The 15,084-nt window shown below is 68.1% G+C and carries 18 protein-coding genes; 9 read left to right on the forward strand and 9 right to left on the reverse strand.

All coding sequences use genetic code 11. From position 1 onward, the window contains the following. Positions 1-12: 12 nt before the first annotated feature. From QZM35_RS11025 to QZM35_RS11050, 6 genes are all read left to right on the forward strand, one after another. Positions 13-1,005 (forward strand): sugar kinase, encoded by a 993-nt coding sequence (locus QZM35_RS11025; protein WP_089425928.1) that lies wholly within the window; start codon positions 13-15, stop codon positions 1,003-1,005. A 212-nt stretch (positions 1,006-1,217) separates the two neighbouring features. Next, positions 1,218-2,498 (forward strand): MFS transporter, encoded by a 1,281-nt coding sequence (locus QZM35_RS11030; protein WP_039357927.1) that lies wholly within the window; start codon positions 1,218-1,220, stop codon positions 2,496-2,498. Between the two features lie 5 nt (positions 2,499-2,503). After that, complete coding sequence (locus QZM35_RS11035; RefSeq protein ID WP_301775900.1) at positions 2,504-3,469, forward strand: NAD(P)-dependent oxidoreductase; 966 nt, start codon at positions 2,504-2,506, stop codon at positions 3,467-3,469. 388 nt (positions 3,470-3,857) lie between these two features. Continuing rightward, a complete protein-coding gene (locus QZM35_RS11040) occupies positions 3,858-4,901 on the forward strand; it encodes a LacI family DNA-binding transcriptional regulator (protein ID WP_089425503.1) in 1,044 nt (347 codons plus the stop codon). A gap of 54 nt (positions 4,902-4,955) precedes the next feature. After that, positions 4,956-5,747 (forward strand): YhfC family intramembrane metalloprotease, encoded by a 792-nt coding sequence (locus QZM35_RS11045; protein ID WP_301775901.1) that lies wholly within the window; start codon positions 4,956-4,958, stop codon positions 5,745-5,747. Positions 5,748-5,760: 13 nt separating this feature from the next. After that, entirely contained in the window at positions 5,761-6,123 is a 363-nt protein-coding gene (locus tag QZM35_RS11050) for a DUF3022 domain-containing protein (RefSeq protein ID WP_047850836.1), read from the forward strand. Positions 6,124-6,156: 33 nt separating this feature from the next. Here QZM35_RS11050 and QZM35_RS11055 read toward each other — a convergent pair whose 3' ends face one another. Together QZM35_RS11055 and QZM35_RS11060 are read right to left on the reverse strand one after the other, a co-directional pair. Further along, the gene (locus QZM35_RS11055) at positions 6,157-6,588 is read right to left on the reverse strand and encodes a PGDYG domain-containing protein (protein ID WP_089425501.1); all 432 of its coding nucleotides are present in this window, start codon (positions 6,586-6,588) and stop codon (positions 6,157-6,159) included. 130 nt (positions 6,589-6,718) lie between these two features. Further along, positions 6,719-7,270 (reverse strand): Spy/CpxP family protein refolding chaperone, encoded by a 552-nt coding sequence (locus QZM35_RS11060; protein WP_089425500.1) that lies wholly within the window; start codon positions 7,268-7,270, stop codon positions 6,719-6,721. A 255-nt stretch (positions 7,271-7,525) separates the two neighbouring features. Between QZM35_RS11060 and QZM35_RS11065 the strand changes: the two genes are divergently transcribed. Continuing rightward, the gene (locus QZM35_RS11065; RefSeq protein WP_006481526.1) at positions 7,526-7,990 is read left to right on the forward strand and encodes an Lrp/AsnC family transcriptional regulator; all 465 of its coding nucleotides are present in this window, start codon (positions 7,526-7,528) and stop codon (positions 7,988-7,990) included. A gap of 3 nt (positions 7,991-7,993) precedes the next feature. Here the strand turns inward: QZM35_RS11065 and QZM35_RS11070 are convergent, their stop codons facing one another. The 4 genes from QZM35_RS11070 to QZM35_RS11085 form a co-directional block, all read right to left on the reverse strand. Further along, on the reverse strand, positions 7,994-9,424 hold the full coding sequence (locus QZM35_RS11070) for a HAMP domain-containing sensor histidine kinase (protein ID WP_301775902.1): 1,431 nt from the start codon (positions 9,422-9,424) through the stop codon (positions 7,994-7,996). After that, entirely contained in the window at positions 9,400-10,065 is a 666-nt protein-coding gene (locus tag QZM35_RS11075; RefSeq protein WP_174972819.1) for a response regulator transcription factor, read from the reverse strand. Before QZM35_RS11075 ends, QZM35_RS11070 begins: the two co-directional genes overlap by 25 nt. A gap of 81 nt (positions 10,066-10,146) precedes the next feature. Next, on the reverse strand, positions 10,147-10,587 hold the full coding sequence (locus QZM35_RS11080; RefSeq protein ID WP_301775903.1) for a hypothetical protein: 441 nt from the start codon (positions 10,585-10,587) through the stop codon (positions 10,147-10,149). A gap of 38 nt (positions 10,588-10,625) precedes the next feature. Further along, positions 10,626-11,408: a hypothetical protein gene (locus QZM35_RS11085; protein WP_301775904.1), complete on the reverse strand. Its 783-nt coding sequence runs from the start codon at positions 11,406-11,408 to the stop codon at positions 10,626-10,628. 248 nt (positions 11,409-11,656) lie between these two features. On the opposite strand from QZM35_RS11085, the gene QZM35_RS11090 reads away from it, so the two are divergent. After that, positions 11,657-12,757: a saccharopine dehydrogenase family protein gene (locus QZM35_RS11090; RefSeq protein WP_039357959.1), complete on the forward strand. Its 1,101-nt coding sequence runs from the start codon at positions 11,657-11,659 to the stop codon at positions 12,755-12,757. Between the two features lie 96 nt (positions 12,758-12,853). Here the strand turns inward: QZM35_RS11090 and QZM35_RS11095 are convergent, their stop codons facing one another. Then, complete coding sequence (locus QZM35_RS11095; protein WP_089431123.1) at positions 12,854-13,471, reverse strand: ATP-binding protein; 618 nt, start codon at positions 13,469-13,471, stop codon at positions 12,854-12,856. Further along, on the reverse strand, positions 13,468-13,614 hold the full coding sequence (gene cydX, locus QZM35_RS11100; protein WP_043182986.1) for a cytochrome bd-I oxidase subunit CydX: 147 nt from the start codon (positions 13,612-13,614) through the stop codon (positions 13,468-13,470). Before cydX ends, QZM35_RS11095 begins: the two co-directional genes overlap by 4 nt. A 179-nt stretch (positions 13,615-13,793) precedes the next feature. Between cydX and corA the strand changes: the two genes are divergently transcribed. Further along, a complete protein-coding gene (gene corA / locus QZM35_RS11105) occupies positions 13,794-14,771 on the forward strand; it encodes a magnesium/cobalt transporter CorA (protein WP_089425494.1) in 978 nt (325 codons plus the stop codon). Positions 14,772-14,778: 7 nt separating this feature from the next. Here corA and QZM35_RS11110 read toward each other — a convergent pair whose 3' ends face one another. Continuing rightward, positions 14,779-15,072 carry a YciI-like protein gene (locus tag QZM35_RS11110; RefSeq protein WP_089425493.1) on the reverse strand — a complete coding sequence of 98 codons (294 nt, stop codon included), beginning with the start codon at positions 15,070-15,072 and terminating at the stop codon, positions 14,779-14,781. Positions 15,073-15,084 lie beyond the last annotated feature (12 nt).

Below are 15,084 nucleotides of genomic sequence, written 5' to 3' on the forward strand. Positions count from 1 at the left end.
GAGAGTACATTCATGAAAGCAGCACTCGATGTCGTGACCTACGGCGAAGCGATGGCGATGTTCGTCGCGACCGAGCCCGGCCATCTCGCGCATGCGACGCAGTTCACGAAGCGGGTCGCGGGCGCCGACCTGAACGTCGCGATCGGCCTGTCGCGGCTCGGCTTCCGGGTCGGCTGGATGAGCCGTGTCGGCCGCGATTCGTTCGGCGGCTATGTGCTCGACACGCTGGCGCGCGAGGGCATCGACGCGTCGTGCGTGACCGTCGATCCGCGTTACCCGACCGGTTTCCAGCTCAAGTCGCGCAACGACGACGGCAGCGACCCGACTGTCGAATATTTCCGCAAGGGCTCGGCCGCGAGCCACCTGTCGTGCGACGACTACGTGGCCGACTACGTGCTCGGCGCGCGCCACCTGCACCTGACGGGCGTCGCGCCGGCGATCTCCGCGACGTCGTGCGAACTCGCGTTCAAGCTCGCGCGCGAAATGCGCGCGGCCGGCAAGACGATCTCGTTCGACCCGAACCTGCGCCCGACGCTGTGGCCGTCGGCCGACGTGATGGCGAAGACGCTGAACGCGCTCGCGTCGCTCGCGGACTGGGTGCTGCCGGGCATCGCCGAAGGGCGGCAACTGACCGGGCACGACACGCCGGCCGACATCGCGGGCTTCTATCTTGCGCAGGGCGCGCGCGGTGTCGTGATCAAGCTCGGTGCGGAAGGTGCGTACTACCGGACGGCCGACGGCCGCGACGGAACCGTGGTGGGCGAGCGCGTGCAGAACGTCGTCGATACGGTCGGCGCCGGCGACGGCTTCGCGGTCGGCGTGGTCAGCGCGTTGCTGGAGGGCAGGACGATCGAGCACGCGGTGGCGCGCGGCAACCGGATCGGTGCGCTCGCGATCCAGGTGATCGGCGACTCGGAAGGACTGCCGACCCGCGCCGCGCTCGATCGATTCGAAAACGTCAGCAATGGCGCCGATCGCCTAGAGGAAACCTTCACCGCGCAATGAGAGGCCGGACACGGCACAATCCGCGGACTCATTTCGTCGTGCATGCGCACGGCATGGTACGGGATCAGCGTAAGCGCTAAAGCGCTAACGCTGATCGACCGCGAAGCATGGGGCCGGAATAAGCGCTAAAGCGCTAACTCCGGCCGACCGCGAAGCATGGGATCAGAGTAAGCGCTAAAGCGCTAACTCTGATCGACACAGGAGACATTCTGATGGCCAACTCTCTCGCTGCCCGCCGCTGGTGGACGATCATGCCGATCGTCTTCATCACGTACAGCCTCGCCTACCTCGACCGCGCGAACTACGGGTTCGCGGCCGCGGCCGGCATCAACCAGGACCTCGGGATCAGCAAGGGCCTGTCGTCGCTGATCGGCGCGCTGTTCTTCCTCGGCTACTTCTTCTTCCAGATTCCCGGCGCGATCTACGCGGAACGCCGCAGCGTGAAGAAGCTCGTGTTCGTCAGCCTCATCCTGTGGGGCGCGTGCGCGGCGCTCACGGGCGTGGTCAGCAACATCCCGTCGCTGATGGCGATCCGCTTCGTGCTCGGCGTCGTCGAGGCGGCCGTGATGCCGGCGATGCTGATCTACATCAGCAACTGGTTCACGAAGAACGAACGCTCGCGCGCGAACACGTTCCTGATCCTCGGCAACCCGGTCACGGTGCTGTGGATGTCGATCGTGTCGGGCTATCTCGTGCACGAATTCGGCTGGCGCCACATGTTCATCGCCGAAGGCGTGCCGGCGGTGCTCTGGGCCGTGTGCTGGTGGTTCCTCGTGCAGGACAAGCCGGCCGATTCGCCGTGGCTCAACGCGCAGGAAAAGCGTGACCTCGACGCCGCACTCGCGGCCGAGCAGGCAGCGATCAAGCCCGTGCGCAACTACGGCGAAGCATTCCGCTCGCCGGCCGTGATCAAGCTGTGCGCACAGTATTTCTGCTGGAGCATCGGCGTGTACGGCTTCGTGCTGTGGCTGCCGTCGATCGTCAAGAACGGCTCCGACCTCGGGATGGTCGCGACCGGCTGGTTGTCGGCGCTGCCGTATCTCGCCGCGACGATCGCGATGATTGCCGCATCGTGGGCGTCCGACAAGGTCGGCTCCCGCCGCGGTTTCGTGTGGCCGTTCCTGCTGATCGGCGCGGCTGCGTTCGCCGCATCGTACGCACTCGGCTCGTCGCACTTCTGGATCTCGTATGCGCTGCTGGTCGTGGCCGGCGCCGCGATGTACGCGCCGTACGGCCCGTTCTTCGCGATCGTGCCGGAACTGCTGCCGAAGAACGTCGCCGGCGGCGCGATGGCGCTGATCAACAGCATGGGCGCGCTCGGCTCGTTCGTGGGCTCGTACTTCGTCGGCTACCTGAACGGGGCGACCGGCTCGCCCGTCGCGTCGTACGCATTCATGAGCGCCGCGCTCGTCGCCGCGGTGATCCTCACGCTGTCCGTCAAACCCCAGGCGCGCGATGCGCATCCGCTCGCGACGCCGCTGCAAGGAAAATGAATCCGATGAAGCCCCATATCGTCGCGTACAAGCCGCTGCCCGATGACGTCCTCGCGTACCTGCGCGAGCATGCGGACGTCGTGCAGGCCGACGGCGCCGCCGCCCTTGCCGATGCGCTCGGCGACGCGGACGGCGCGATCGGCGCGAGCCTGAAGGTCACGCCGCAGATGCTCGACCGCGCGCCCCGGCTGAAGGCGTGGTCGACGATCTCGGTGGGCTACGACAACTTCGACGTCGCGGATCTCACGCGGCGCGGGATCGTGCTCGCCCATACGCCGGACGTGCTGACCGAGTCGACCGCCGATACGGTGTTCTCGCTGATCCTCGCGTCCGCGCGACGCGTGGTCGAGCTGGCCGAGTGGGTGAAGGCCGGCCACTGGCATCACAGCATCGGCCCCGACCTGTACGGCACCGACGTGCAGGGCAAGACGCTCGGCATCGTCGGGCTCGGCCGGATCGGCGGCGCGGTCGCGCGCCGCGCGGCGCTCGGCTTCCGGATGCAGGTGCTGTACGCGAACCGCTCCGCGCACGCGGAAGCCGAGACGCAGTACGGCGCGCGGCGCGTGACGCTCGACGAACTGCTCGCGCAATCGGATTTCGTGTGCCTGCAGGTGCCGCTGTCGCCGGAAACGCACCACCTGATCGGTGCGGCCGAATTCGCGAAGATGAAGCGCGGTGCGATCCTGATCAACGCGTCGCGCGGGCCGGTGGTCGACGAAGCCGCGCTGATCGATGCGCTGCGCGCGGGCACGATCCGCGGCGCGGGGCTCGACGTGTTCGAGAAGGAGCCGCTGGCGGCGGATTCGCCGCTGCTGCAGATGAAGAACGTCGTCGCGCTGCCGCATATCGGCTCGGCGACGCACGAGACGCGCCACGCGATGGCGCGTTGCGCCGCGGAAAACCTGGTCGGCGCGCTGGCCGGCACGCTGCGCACGAATCTCGTCAATCCGGATGCGCTCGCGCGCGCTTGAGCCGCGGCGGTAGCGGGGCGACCCCCGGCCGACCTCCGGCCAGCGGGGCGCCGGCTTCGTTAGAGTCGACGGTCTTGGTGCTGGAGGGCTGGCTGCGTTATGATCCCCGCGCGTCGCATCGACGGCCCGGCAATGCTGCCGGCGGCGTCCCGCGACGGGTATCCGCGCCAGTCCGGTGCGGCCGACTGCTGTTGCAGGTGACCGGGGCGGGTGCCGACGCGCCGGTGCTGAAGGGCAGACGCTGATCGACCGCGAAGCATGGGGGCAGCGTAAGCGCTGAAGCGCTAACGCTGACCGACAGGAGATTCCACCGGGTGGCTTACGTTTCCAACAACAAAGGTCCGTCTGCTCACGAAGCGGCGCGGATCGTACGTCGCGAGGCACGACAGTGACCGATTCGCAACCAATCACGACGCGTCCGGCGACGATCAGCGACGTCGCGCGCGAGGCCGGCACGGGCAAGACCAGTGTGTCGCGCTACCTGAACGGCGAGACGCACGTGCTGTCCACCGATCTGCGCCAGCGGATCGAAGCGGCGATCGCGCGGCTCAACTACCGGCCGAACCAGATGGCGCGCGGGCTCAAGCGCGGCCGCAACCGCTTGCTCGGCATGCTCGCGGCCGACCTGACCAATCCCTATACCGTCGAAGTGCTGCAGGGCGTCGAGGCCGCATGCCACGCGCTCGGCTACATGCCGCTGATCTGCCACGCGGCGAATGAAGTCGAGATGGAGCGCCGCTTCCTGCAGCTGCTCACGACCTACCGCGTCGAAGGGCTGATCGTCAATGCGCTCGGCGCCGACGAGGACGTGCTGCGCCCGCTGCGCGGCGCCGGCATCCCGGCCGTGCTCGTCGACCGCACGGTCGAAGGCTTCGAGGCCGACCTGATCGGCCTCGACAACGCCGACGCGATTGAGACGGCCCTCGCGCACCTGGTCGAACACGGTTTCGACGCGATCCATTTCGTCGTGCAGCCGTTCGAGCGCGTCAGCTCGCGGCGCCTGCGCGAGGCCGCGTTCCGCACGGCACTGGCGGCGCGCGGGCTGACGGTGCCGTCGACGGTCGTGCTCGACCTGAACGAACCCGACGCGGTCACGGCGGCGCTGGCCGACATCGATGCCCGCATCGACGACGCGGCACGGCGCGGCGTGCGCGCGGCGCTGTTCGCCGCGAACGCGCCGGTCGCACTCGCGATCGCGCGCCACCTGCGCGCGCGTTTCGGCACCGCATGGCAGCAGCGGGCGGCGCTGCTGTCGATCGACGATCCGGAATGGGCCGAGCTGATCGGGATCACGACGATCCGCCAGCCGACCTACGAAATCGGCTACAAGGCCGTCGAATTCGTGCACGAGCGGATCGACGGCGCGGCGGGCGACGTACGCGTCTCGCTGTTGCCGGGCGAGCTGGTTGCGCGCGCGTCGACCGCAAGCTGAGTATCATTCGGGGCACGCAGCGCGCCAGGTGCGCTGCCCCGAACAAGGAAATACATGACTGTCGCTCCCGTCACGCTGGCGGTGCTGATCGCCGCCACGCTGATCATCGCGCTCCTGCCGCTCGTCCTCTACCGACTCCTGCGCAAGCCGCTGGCGCTGAACCGCCGCGACACGATCGTCGGCGTGGCCGTCTTCACGCTGTTCGCGATGATCCTCGAACGCGCGTTCCACGGGCTCGTGCTGAGCCAGACGCCGCCGGACGGCTGGCTCACGCAGCCGCTCGCGTTCGTCGCGTACAGCGCGCTCGCGACCGCCGTGTTCGAGGAAGTCGGCCGCTATCTCGGGATGCGTTTCCTGAATCGCCGCTATGGCCCGTCGTCGGCCGGCGACAGTCGCGGAGTCGGCTACGGGATCGGTCACGGTGGCGCCGAAGCATGGTTCGTCGGCGTACTCGTGTGGGGCCAGTGGTCGTATCTCGCGTGGCTCGCGAGCCGCGGCCAGCTCGAAGCACAACTCGCCGACCTGCCGGGCGATACCGTCGTGCGCCTGCACGTGATGCTTGCGACGCTGTCGGCGCAGTCGATGCTGCTGTTGCTGCTCGAACGCTGCACGGCATTCGTGCTGCAGCTCGCGTTGTCGGTGCTGGTCTGGCGTGGCGTGCGCGCCGGCCGCGCGGGCGTGTTGCCGCTCGCGATCGTGCTGCATGCGCTCGCGGCCGCGCCGGCGTTGCTGTACCAGGTGCGCGTGCTGCCGGCCGGCGGGGTCGAGGCCGCGTATTTCGTGCTCGCCGCGATCCTGGTCGTCGTGCTGGTGAAGGCATGCCGGCCGTCGCAAGCGGCAGCCTGACGGGAGAGACGGGATGGATGACTATCTGATCGAATGCCAGAGCGCGGAATTCGACGCGCTCGCACGCGTGATCTGCGATCTCTTTCCGGAGCAGACGCGTTTCGCCGAAAGCAGCGACGCACGCGGGCGGTTCCTGTCCGTGCAGTGGCTCGCGATGCGTTTCGGCTCGGCGCCGAAGCGGATGACGCTCGATATCCGCATCGTGCCGGCCGCGCTCGCGCGCTACCTGGCGCTCAAGCCGATGCAGCGGGCGCGCAGCCATGCGGTGCTGCATGCGTATACGGAAGCGATGCTCGGGTCGCTCGAGGAGCGTCACGCGGCCGGCGAGGCCGTCGAGCGCGACGCGGAACTCGTACTCGACGAAGACTTTGCGTGACCGTTCGCGCCGGCGCCATGCCGGCGCGCTGCATTACGCGTCGCGGTAGACCTGCGCGAAGCGCTGCGCCTGCACGACACCGTAGTCGCCGGGCGCGTACTGCATCACCCAGTCGCCGGCCACGCCACGCAGCGTGTCGCCGTTTTCCGAGCGGGCGATCGTGAACGGCTCGTCCATCCGGCGGGCGAGCACGACGGCCGGCCGGTTCCGATAGGCGCCCGGTGCGCCGTGTGCGAGTGCCGGATCGGCGGGCAGGTATTTGGCGTCGAAGCGCGCGCGCGACACGACCCAGCGGTCGCCGGTCGAGCCCGTGATCAGCGCGTCGCCCGCCACATAGCGGTTCGGGCCTTCGAGGCTCATCAGTTCGCCGTCGGCCTCCGCGAAGGCAACGGCGACGGTTTCGTCCTTGACGACGCGACGGGCCTGCGGATCGGTGCGCAGGTCGAGGTGCTTGAGTTCGAGCATGACGGGAAAGGGCGGGAAAGCTGTAAAAGCGGGGAGCTTATCCCGAATTCGGCGCGCCGTGTGACGCGCCGGTCGCCTGGCGCGGCGCCGTTCGGCCCGGACGGGCGGTACGGCGCCGGCAGGGCGGGCGTCAGGGCTGCGCGGGGGCGCTGGCGGCCGGCGCGGCTGCCGCCTTGCCATCGGTGCCCTTCGTCTTGCCCTTGCCGCGGTGCTCGCCGCCGTGGTGCAGCCAGCTGCGGAACGTCGTGTCGGCGAGCGCCTTCTGGTCGGCCGGGAAGCTCTCGTAGAGCGGTGCGAAGGCGTCGGCGAGCTTCTTCGCGCCGTCGGCGTTCGCCTGCGACAGTTCCGCATACTGCTTCATGTCGTCGAGCGCGGAGACGTCGTGCTTCGCCATCCGTTCGCGATAGAGGCGGCCCATCGTGTCGCCGTTGTCGCGCATCGTGTCCGCGAACGTCTTCCACTGAGGTTCCTGCGCCGACGTGATCTTCAACTGGTCGTGCAGATACTTGATGCGCTGCTCGACGCGCGCTTCATGGCGTGCCGCGCGCTGCTCGGCGCTCGGGGCCGACGCCGCGGCCGTCGTTGCGGGGGCCTGGGCGGGCGCTTGCGGCTGCGCCGGGGTCTGCGCGAACGCGCTGGCTGCAACGGCGAGCGTAGCGAGGGTGAGCGAGATTTTCTTCATGGTTGGCTCTCCGGGGTGGTGTCTTGCGAGCGGGCGCGGCGGCAACTGCCGCAAGCGCGCTTCTCGCGTCGCACGGTATTAGTAGCACGTTGCGTGCAGCGCAGCAGTGAATGCGACACTTGCTTACATCCGATACGAATCGAAATTGAAAGGTCCGACGCGGGTCCGGCCGACGGCGTTTGGGCGGGCCGGCGTTCGGCGCTATCATCGCGTCACCTTCCACTCAGCCGGCGCGTCGTGCCCCGGCCCAGCCTCATGCGTCCACCCCGCCTCGACCAACTCGACGATCTCGACCGGCAACTGGTCGCGCTGCTGCAGGCCGATGCGCGCGCCAGCGTCGCGGATCTCGCGCGTCAGCTCGACGTCGCGCGCACGACGGTCGTCGCCCGCATCGCGCGGCTCGAACGCACCAACGTGATTGCCGGCTACAGCGTTCGGCTCGGGCAGGACGTGCTCGATGCAAGCATCTACGCGTATGTCGGCATCATCCTCACGCCGAAGTTCGGCAAGGACGTGTTGCGCAAGCTCGACCGGATGCCCGAGGTGCAGCTGCTGTGCGCGGTGAGCGGCGAGTACGACTACGTCGCGTGGCTGCGCGCCGATTCGCCCGAACGGCTCAACGACCTGCTCGACCAGATCGGCACGCTCGAAGGCGTCGAACGCACGACGACGTCGATCATCCTGTCGCGCAAGATCGATCGCGGGACGATCGGCGGCTGACGCTCAGGCGCGGCCTGCGTCGCGTCGTGCGTGTTGCGCCGGGGTATCGGCCCGGCTGTCGGGCTGCGCCGCGCCAGGCGGCCGCACGAGCGGAATGCGCACCGAGATGCGCAACCCGCGCGCTTCCGTTTCATCCGCATAGGCGAGCGCAATGTCGGCACCCATCCGGTCCGCGACGATCTTCACGATCGACAGGCCGAGCCCGGAGCCGATCTGCGCGTTGCCGGGCACCCGGTAGAACGGGTCGAACACACGTTCGCGGTCGTGCGGCGCGATGCCCGGCCCGGTGTCGGCGATCGTCACGCACACGTGCGTGTCCGTGCGTTGCGTCGACAGGTCCACGCGTCCGCCCGGCGGCGTGTAGCGGATGGCGTTGTCGACCAGGTTCATCACGAGCGACACGAGTTCGAGCTCGTCGACGGGCACGTGCGTGTCCGGGCCGTCCTCGATGCCGATGTCGAGGGTTTTCGCGTCGGCGAGCGGCATCAGGTCTTCCAGCACGCGTCGATAGATCGCATGGACGGACACGTCACCGGGCGGCGCGGCCGGCGCGCTTTGCGCCCGCGCGAGCGCGAGCAGCTGCCCGATCAGGTGGCGGCTGCGGTCGAGCCCGCCGCGCAGCGCGGCGAGCCGTGCGCGCGCATCGTCCGGCAGGTCGGCCTCGGCGAGGCGCTCGGCCTGCAGCGACATCGCCGTGAGCGGCGAGCGCAGTTCGTGCGCGGCATCGGCGACGAAGCGGCGCTGCGCGGCGACCGACTGCGCGACGCGCGCCAGCATCCGGTTGATCGCGACGACGAACGGCCGCACCTCGACCGGCACGCGCTCGGCCGGCACCGGGCGCAGGTCGTGCTCGTCGCGGGCGTCGATGCCGGCGGACAGCGCGGCCACCGGGCGGAACAGCTTGCGCACGAGATCGGCGACGAGCAGCAGCAGGATCGGGACGAGGATCAGCAGCGGCAACGCGGTGCGCCACGCGCTTTCGCGTGCGACATCGTCGCGCATGCCGGCTTCCTGCGCGACCGCGATGCGCTCGCCGTTCGCGAAGGTCCGGACCATCACGCGATACGTGCTGCCGCCGGCATCGACCGTATGCAGCCCGTCGGCGAGCGTCGGCGCCAGCGCGAGCCGCGGCGTGCCGTCACTGCCCGGCTGCGGTTGCGGTGCACTGCCGAGCGGCTGCACGAACACGCGCGACAGCTCGTCGCTTTCGCGCGCGGGCCCGGTGCCGTCGGCATGGAGCGACGACGCGTGCTCGCGGTCGAGCAGCGTCGCGACCTCGCGCAGCACGTCGTCCTGCAGTTCGTGCGCTTCGTCGAATGCCGATGAAAACGCGAACGCGGCCGCGGCCGTCGCGACGACCAGGATCGCGGCCGACAGCGCGACCGACAGCCGGAACCCGATCGACTCGCTCAGGCGCTTCTTGAAACCATCCATCCCGCACCCCTGACGTTCTTGATCACGGTGCTGCCGAGCTTGCGGCGCAGCGAATGGATCAGGAATTCGACCGCATTGCTTTCGACTTCCTCGCCCCAGCCGTACAGGCGATCCTCGAGCTCGCGCCGCGACAGGATCGCGCCCGGGCGCACCAGCAACGCGCGCAGCAGCGCGAACTCGCGATTCGACAGCGGCACCGGCGCGTTCCCGTCGACGGCGGCCTCGCGCGTCGCCGGGTCGAGCGACACGATGCCGTTGCTCAACAGCGGCGCGGCCGAACCGGCCCGGCGCCGGATCGCGACGCGAATCCGCGCGAGCAGCTCGGCCATCTCGAACGGCTTCACGATGTAGTCGTCGGCGCCGCCGTCGAGGCCTGCCAGTCGATCGTCGAGCCCGTCGCGGGCGGTGACGATCAGCAGCGGCGCGCTGGCGTCCTTCGCGCGGATGGCGGCCAGCACGTCGAGCCCGTCGCGGCCGGGCAGGCCGAGATCGAGCAGGACCAGGTCGTAGGGCTGCGCGGCGAACGCGGTCAACGCGCGCACGCCGTCGGTGACCCAGTCGGTGGCGTACGACGCGTCCTTCAGCGCGGCATGGACGGCCTCGCCGATCATCGGGTCGTCTTCGACGAGCAGTATTCGCATGCGTGTTCTCCGTGCCGCGCAAACGCCGCCAGCGTATGCGATTCCCGCACGGGCGTCACGTGCCGCGGCGCGCTGCGATCCTTATTTGCCGCTGAACCGGTCGAGCGCCGCGAGCAGGTTCTTCATCGCGGCGGCCGAATCGGCCTGGGTCGGATGATCGGCGCGCAGCGCGGAGAGTGCGCGGTCGATCTCCTGGTCGACCATGTGCCAGTCGGCGGCGGCGCGCGGCTTGAGGCCGGCTTCGGCCGAGTCCCACGCGATCTCGAGATCCTTGATGCGCGTTTTCGCGCCGGGCAGGTCGCCCTTGGCGACGAGCGCGTTCACGTCGACGGCGATCGTGCGGAACGGCGACAGGTCGCCGAGCTTCGATGCGTGGGCCGCTGCGGGCGATGCGGCGGCCGAGGCGGGTGCCGGCGTCGCTGCGATTGCATCCTGCTGCTTCGAGCAGCCGGCGGCGGCGCTCAACAGGGCAATCGCGGCCGCGGTAACGGCGAGACGGGAAACGGGATGGGGGATGCGCATGGCGTGTCCTCGATTCGATGAAGGGAAGGAAAAGGGCGTCATTCGGCGGTACCGGTACGCGTGCGCGGACCGCTGCCGAACTGCGCGACGGCGACGAGCAGCACGATCACGGTCAGGAACAGCAGGCTCGTCCACGCGGCGCCGAAGCCGAGCCCGCCATAGGTGCGGGCCTGCGTGAGCAGGTCGCCGAGCGACGCGCCGAACGGGCGCGTCAGGATGTACGCGATCCAGAACGCCAGTACCGAATTGGCGCCGAGCCGCCACATCACGAACACGGCCGCGATCAAGCCGCCGAAGCACAGCGCGCCGAACGTGAAGCCGAGCCCGAGCGCCTCGGTCGCGAGATCGCCCGCGGCGGTGCCCAGCGCGAACGTGCAGAGGATCGCGGCCCAGTAGAACAGCTCGCGGCGCGGCGTGACGATCGTGTCGATCGACAGCGTGCCTTCGACGCGATGCCACACGAAGAAGATCGCGGCGAGCGCGACGGCAAACGCGGCCGTGCTCGCATAGAGGCTGACGTTCAGGCCGTCGGTGAGCAGGTCGGTGATCTGCGTGCCGACGATGCTGACCAGCACCACCGTGAGCCAGTAGATCCACGGCACGTAGCGGTGCGTGCGCAACTGCAGCCACAGCGCGATCGCGAGCAGCGACGCCATTGCGACGCGCGTGACGGTCTGGCCGAGGCCTGCGTTGACCGCGAGAAAGTCCGCGCCGGTTTCGCCGACCGTGGTCGACATGATCTTGATGATCCAGAACGACAGCGCGACGTCGGGCACCTTGTTCAGCCAGTGCGGCGAGCGATGAGCGGGCAGGGATTGCATGCGATGCCTCCTTGGAAATCGGGTGGTCGGCATGCAGTCTGAAACGGAAGACTTAGGCCAGCCATAGCGGGGCCGGCAGCGTCAAAAACGCGACGTTTCGACACTTCGACGAAATACGTGGTCGAAACGTCGAAATTATCGGTCGATTCGCATCATTCTTCGTCTTGGAACTGATTTTGCGCGTCCCTACACTGTGTTCATGGCTCAACGCCGTTCACAACACCAACCCATCATCAGGAGATAAGCGCATGAAAATCGCCATCGTCGGCGCAGGTCTGATCGGCCACACCATTGCTCACATGCTGCGTGAAACGGGCGACTACGAAGTCGTCGCGTTCGACCGTGACGCGGATGCGCTTGCGAAGCTGTCGCGCGAAGGCATCGCGACGCAACGGGTCGATTCGGCCGATGCAAACGCGATTCGCGAAGCCGTGAAGGGCTTCGATGCGCTCGTCAACGCGCTGCCTTACTACCTCGCGGTCAACGTGGCCGCCGCCGCGAAGGCTGCCGGCGTTCACTACTTCGACCTGACCGAAGACGTGCGCGCCACCCACGCGATCCGCGAACTGGCCGAAGGCTCCGACCGTGCGTTCATGCCGCAGTGCGGCCTCGCACCGGGCTTCATCGGTCTCGCCGCGCACGAACTGGTGAACGGTTTCAGCGAAGTGCGCGACGTGAAGATGCGCGTCGGCGCGCTGCCCGAGTATCCGACCAATGCGCTGAAGTACAACCTGACGTGGAGCGTCGACGGCCTGATCAACGAATACTGCCAGCCGTGCGAAGCGATCCGCGACGGCCGCAAGCAATGGGTGCAGCCGCTCGAAGGCCTCGAGCACTTCTCGCTCGACGGCACCGAATACGAAGCGTTCAACACGTCGGGCGGCCTCGGCACGCTGTGCGAGACGCTGTCGGGCAAGGTCGAGACGCTCGACTACAAGTCGGTGCGCTATCCGGGCCACCGCGATCTCGTGCAGTTCCTGCTCGAAGACCTGCGCCTGTCGACCGACCGCGACACGCTGAAGTCGATCATGCGCCGCGCGGTGCCGTCGACGAAGCAGGACGTCGTGCTCGTGTTCATCACGGTGACGGGCGTGAAGGACGGCCAGCTGGTGCAGGACGTGTTCACGCGCAAGATCTTCGCGAAGGACGTGTGCGGGATGCACATGAGCGCGATCCAGATCACGACGGCCGGCGCGATGTGCGCGGTGCTGGATCTGTTCCGCGAAAAGAAGCTGCCGCAGAGCGGTTTCATCCCGCAGGAAAAGGTGTCGCTGAAGGCGTTCCTGTCGAACCGCTTCGGCAAGCTGTACGAAGGCGGCACGATGGAGCGCGTGCACGAAGTAGCCTGACCACCCGTCAGCCTCTGGCACGAGGGCCGTACGATGCCGGGAGCGCAACAGCGCTTCCGGCGTTGTTTTTTGCGGGGGACGAAAAAGAGCGGCCGGTCAGGCCGGCAGCGGCGGGACGATCGTGGCCGCCTGCGGAGGCGGCGCGATGCGGTACAGCAGCGCCTCGACGTCGGCGTCGGAGGGCGCGGTGTTGTCGAACATCACGATGCCGTCGCATTCGTGGCCGGTCGGCACGAAGCGACGCTGCCGGTATTCATCCCAGTGCGCGAGCTTGTATGCGTCGTTCGGGTTGCCGCGCGCGACGATCCGCTGGTGCGCGACGTCTTCCGACGTGTGGACCCAGACGACCGTCAGCGTGACGTCGGGCGCGATGCCGAGCCACGCGCGATCGAGAATGCGGCGATCGCGCACTTCGCGCGACAGCGGGCCGACCACGAGCGCGCCGATGCCGAGCGCGAGATTTTCACGGGCCGTGTCGAGCAGGCCCTGGTATTCGGGATCGCGCAGGTGCTTCAGGTAGAGCGGGCTGTCGCGGTCGTTCGGATTCTCGGTGAGCGCACCCATCGCGGCCGAGCTGTAGCGGCCGTACAGCGTGTCCTTGTCGAGCAGGCAGAAGGCCTCGCCGGTCGCGCGCATCAGCGGCCCGATGAGCCGCTTCGCGAGCGTGGTCTTGCCGGTGCCGGCGTGACCGCAGAAGAACACCAGATGCGTCACGAAGCCTTGCCTCCCGAGCGCGGGCTCGACGCGCCGTTGCGCTTGTCGCCGCGCGAGAAGACTTCCGCTTCCAGCCACATCGCGTTGATGATGCCGAAGCCGAGCGCCACGCCGATGCCGAGTATCCACGAGAAATACCACATGGGTCTGCCTCCTTGACGGTTGGGCCGCACGGCCGTGCGGCTGGGGGGCCGAAGTGTCCGGGTGCGCATGCTGCGGCGCACGCAGCCCGATCATGACCAATATCGCCGAGCCGCGCAAGCCGGGCCACCCGCGCAGCAAACCGGTAAACTGATGCGCAAACCGCAACGTCACGAACACCATGCTGATCAACTGTGCTGCATACCAGGACGGCCGCAAGCTGGCCGACATCGATATCGACGCCATCAGCGACTACGTGTCGAAGCCCGAGTGCTTCGTGTGGGTCGCGCTGAAGGATCCGACACCGGAGGAACTCGACCTGATGGGCGAGGAATTCGGGCTGCACGAACTGGCGCTCGAGGATGCCCGCAAGGGGCATCAGCGGCCGAAGATCGAGGAGTACGGCGATTCGCTGTTCGCGGTGCTGCATACGGTGGAGCTGGACGACGACGATGAGTTCAATGTCGGCGAGCTGAACGTGTTCGTCGGCCCGAATTACGTGCTGTCGATCCGCAACCATACCGAGCACGATTTTCGCGACGTGCGCAAGCGCTGCGAGCGCGAGCCGCATCTGCTCCAGGAAGGTTCGGCATTCGTGTTCTATGCGCTGATGGACCAGGTCGTCGACCGCTATTTCCCGATCCTCGAAACGCTCGGCACCGAACTCGAGCAGCTCGAGGACCGCATCTTCGCGAAGGCCACGCCCGCCTCGTCGCGCGCGATCATCGAGGATCTCTATTCGCTGAAGCGCCGGCTCGTGATGCTGTACCAGCACACGGCGCCGTTGCTCGAGCCGCTGGCGAAGCTCACCGGCGGGCGCATTCCGCAAGTCTGCAGCGGCATGGAGCCGTACTTTCGCGACGTGTACGACCATTTGCAGCGGATCGTGAAGACGATCGAAGGGCGGCGCGAGATGGTGGTCACGGCGATCCAGGTCAACCTCGGGATGATCTCGCTGGCCGAGAACGAGGTGACGAAGCGGCTCGGCTCGTTCGCCGCGCTGTTCGCGATCCCGACGATGATCGCCGGCATCTACGGGATGAACTTCGCGAACATGCCCGAACTGCACCTGAAATACGGCTTCTACGGTTGTATCGGCGTGATGGTCGTGGCCGACTTCGCGTTGTGGTGGCGCTTCAAGCGGGCAGGGTGGCTGTAGTCCCGCGTCACGCTTGGGGCGGCGCGTGCTTGCCGACCACGACGCGCCACGGCCGCACGCGCCACGATTTCACGAGGCCGTTCTGCACGTACGGATCGGCGCGCGCGAACGACTCGGCCGCTTCCGGCGAATCCCCTTCGAACACGAGCACGGCCTGATCGGCCGGGTCCGACAGCGCGCCGGCGAGCACGAGTTCGCCGCGCTCGGTCGCAGCCTGCGCAAGCGCGAGGTGCTGGGCGCGGAACGGTTCGCGACGGGACAGGTAATCGTCGACGAGTTCGTAGGTCAACTGGTAATGCATGGCGGCTCCGGG

Origin of the sequence: Burkholderia sp. AU45274 (assembly GCF_030482505.1) — a bacterium.
Lineage (GTDB): Bacteria > Pseudomonadota > Gammaproteobacteria > Burkholderiales > Burkholderiaceae > Burkholderia.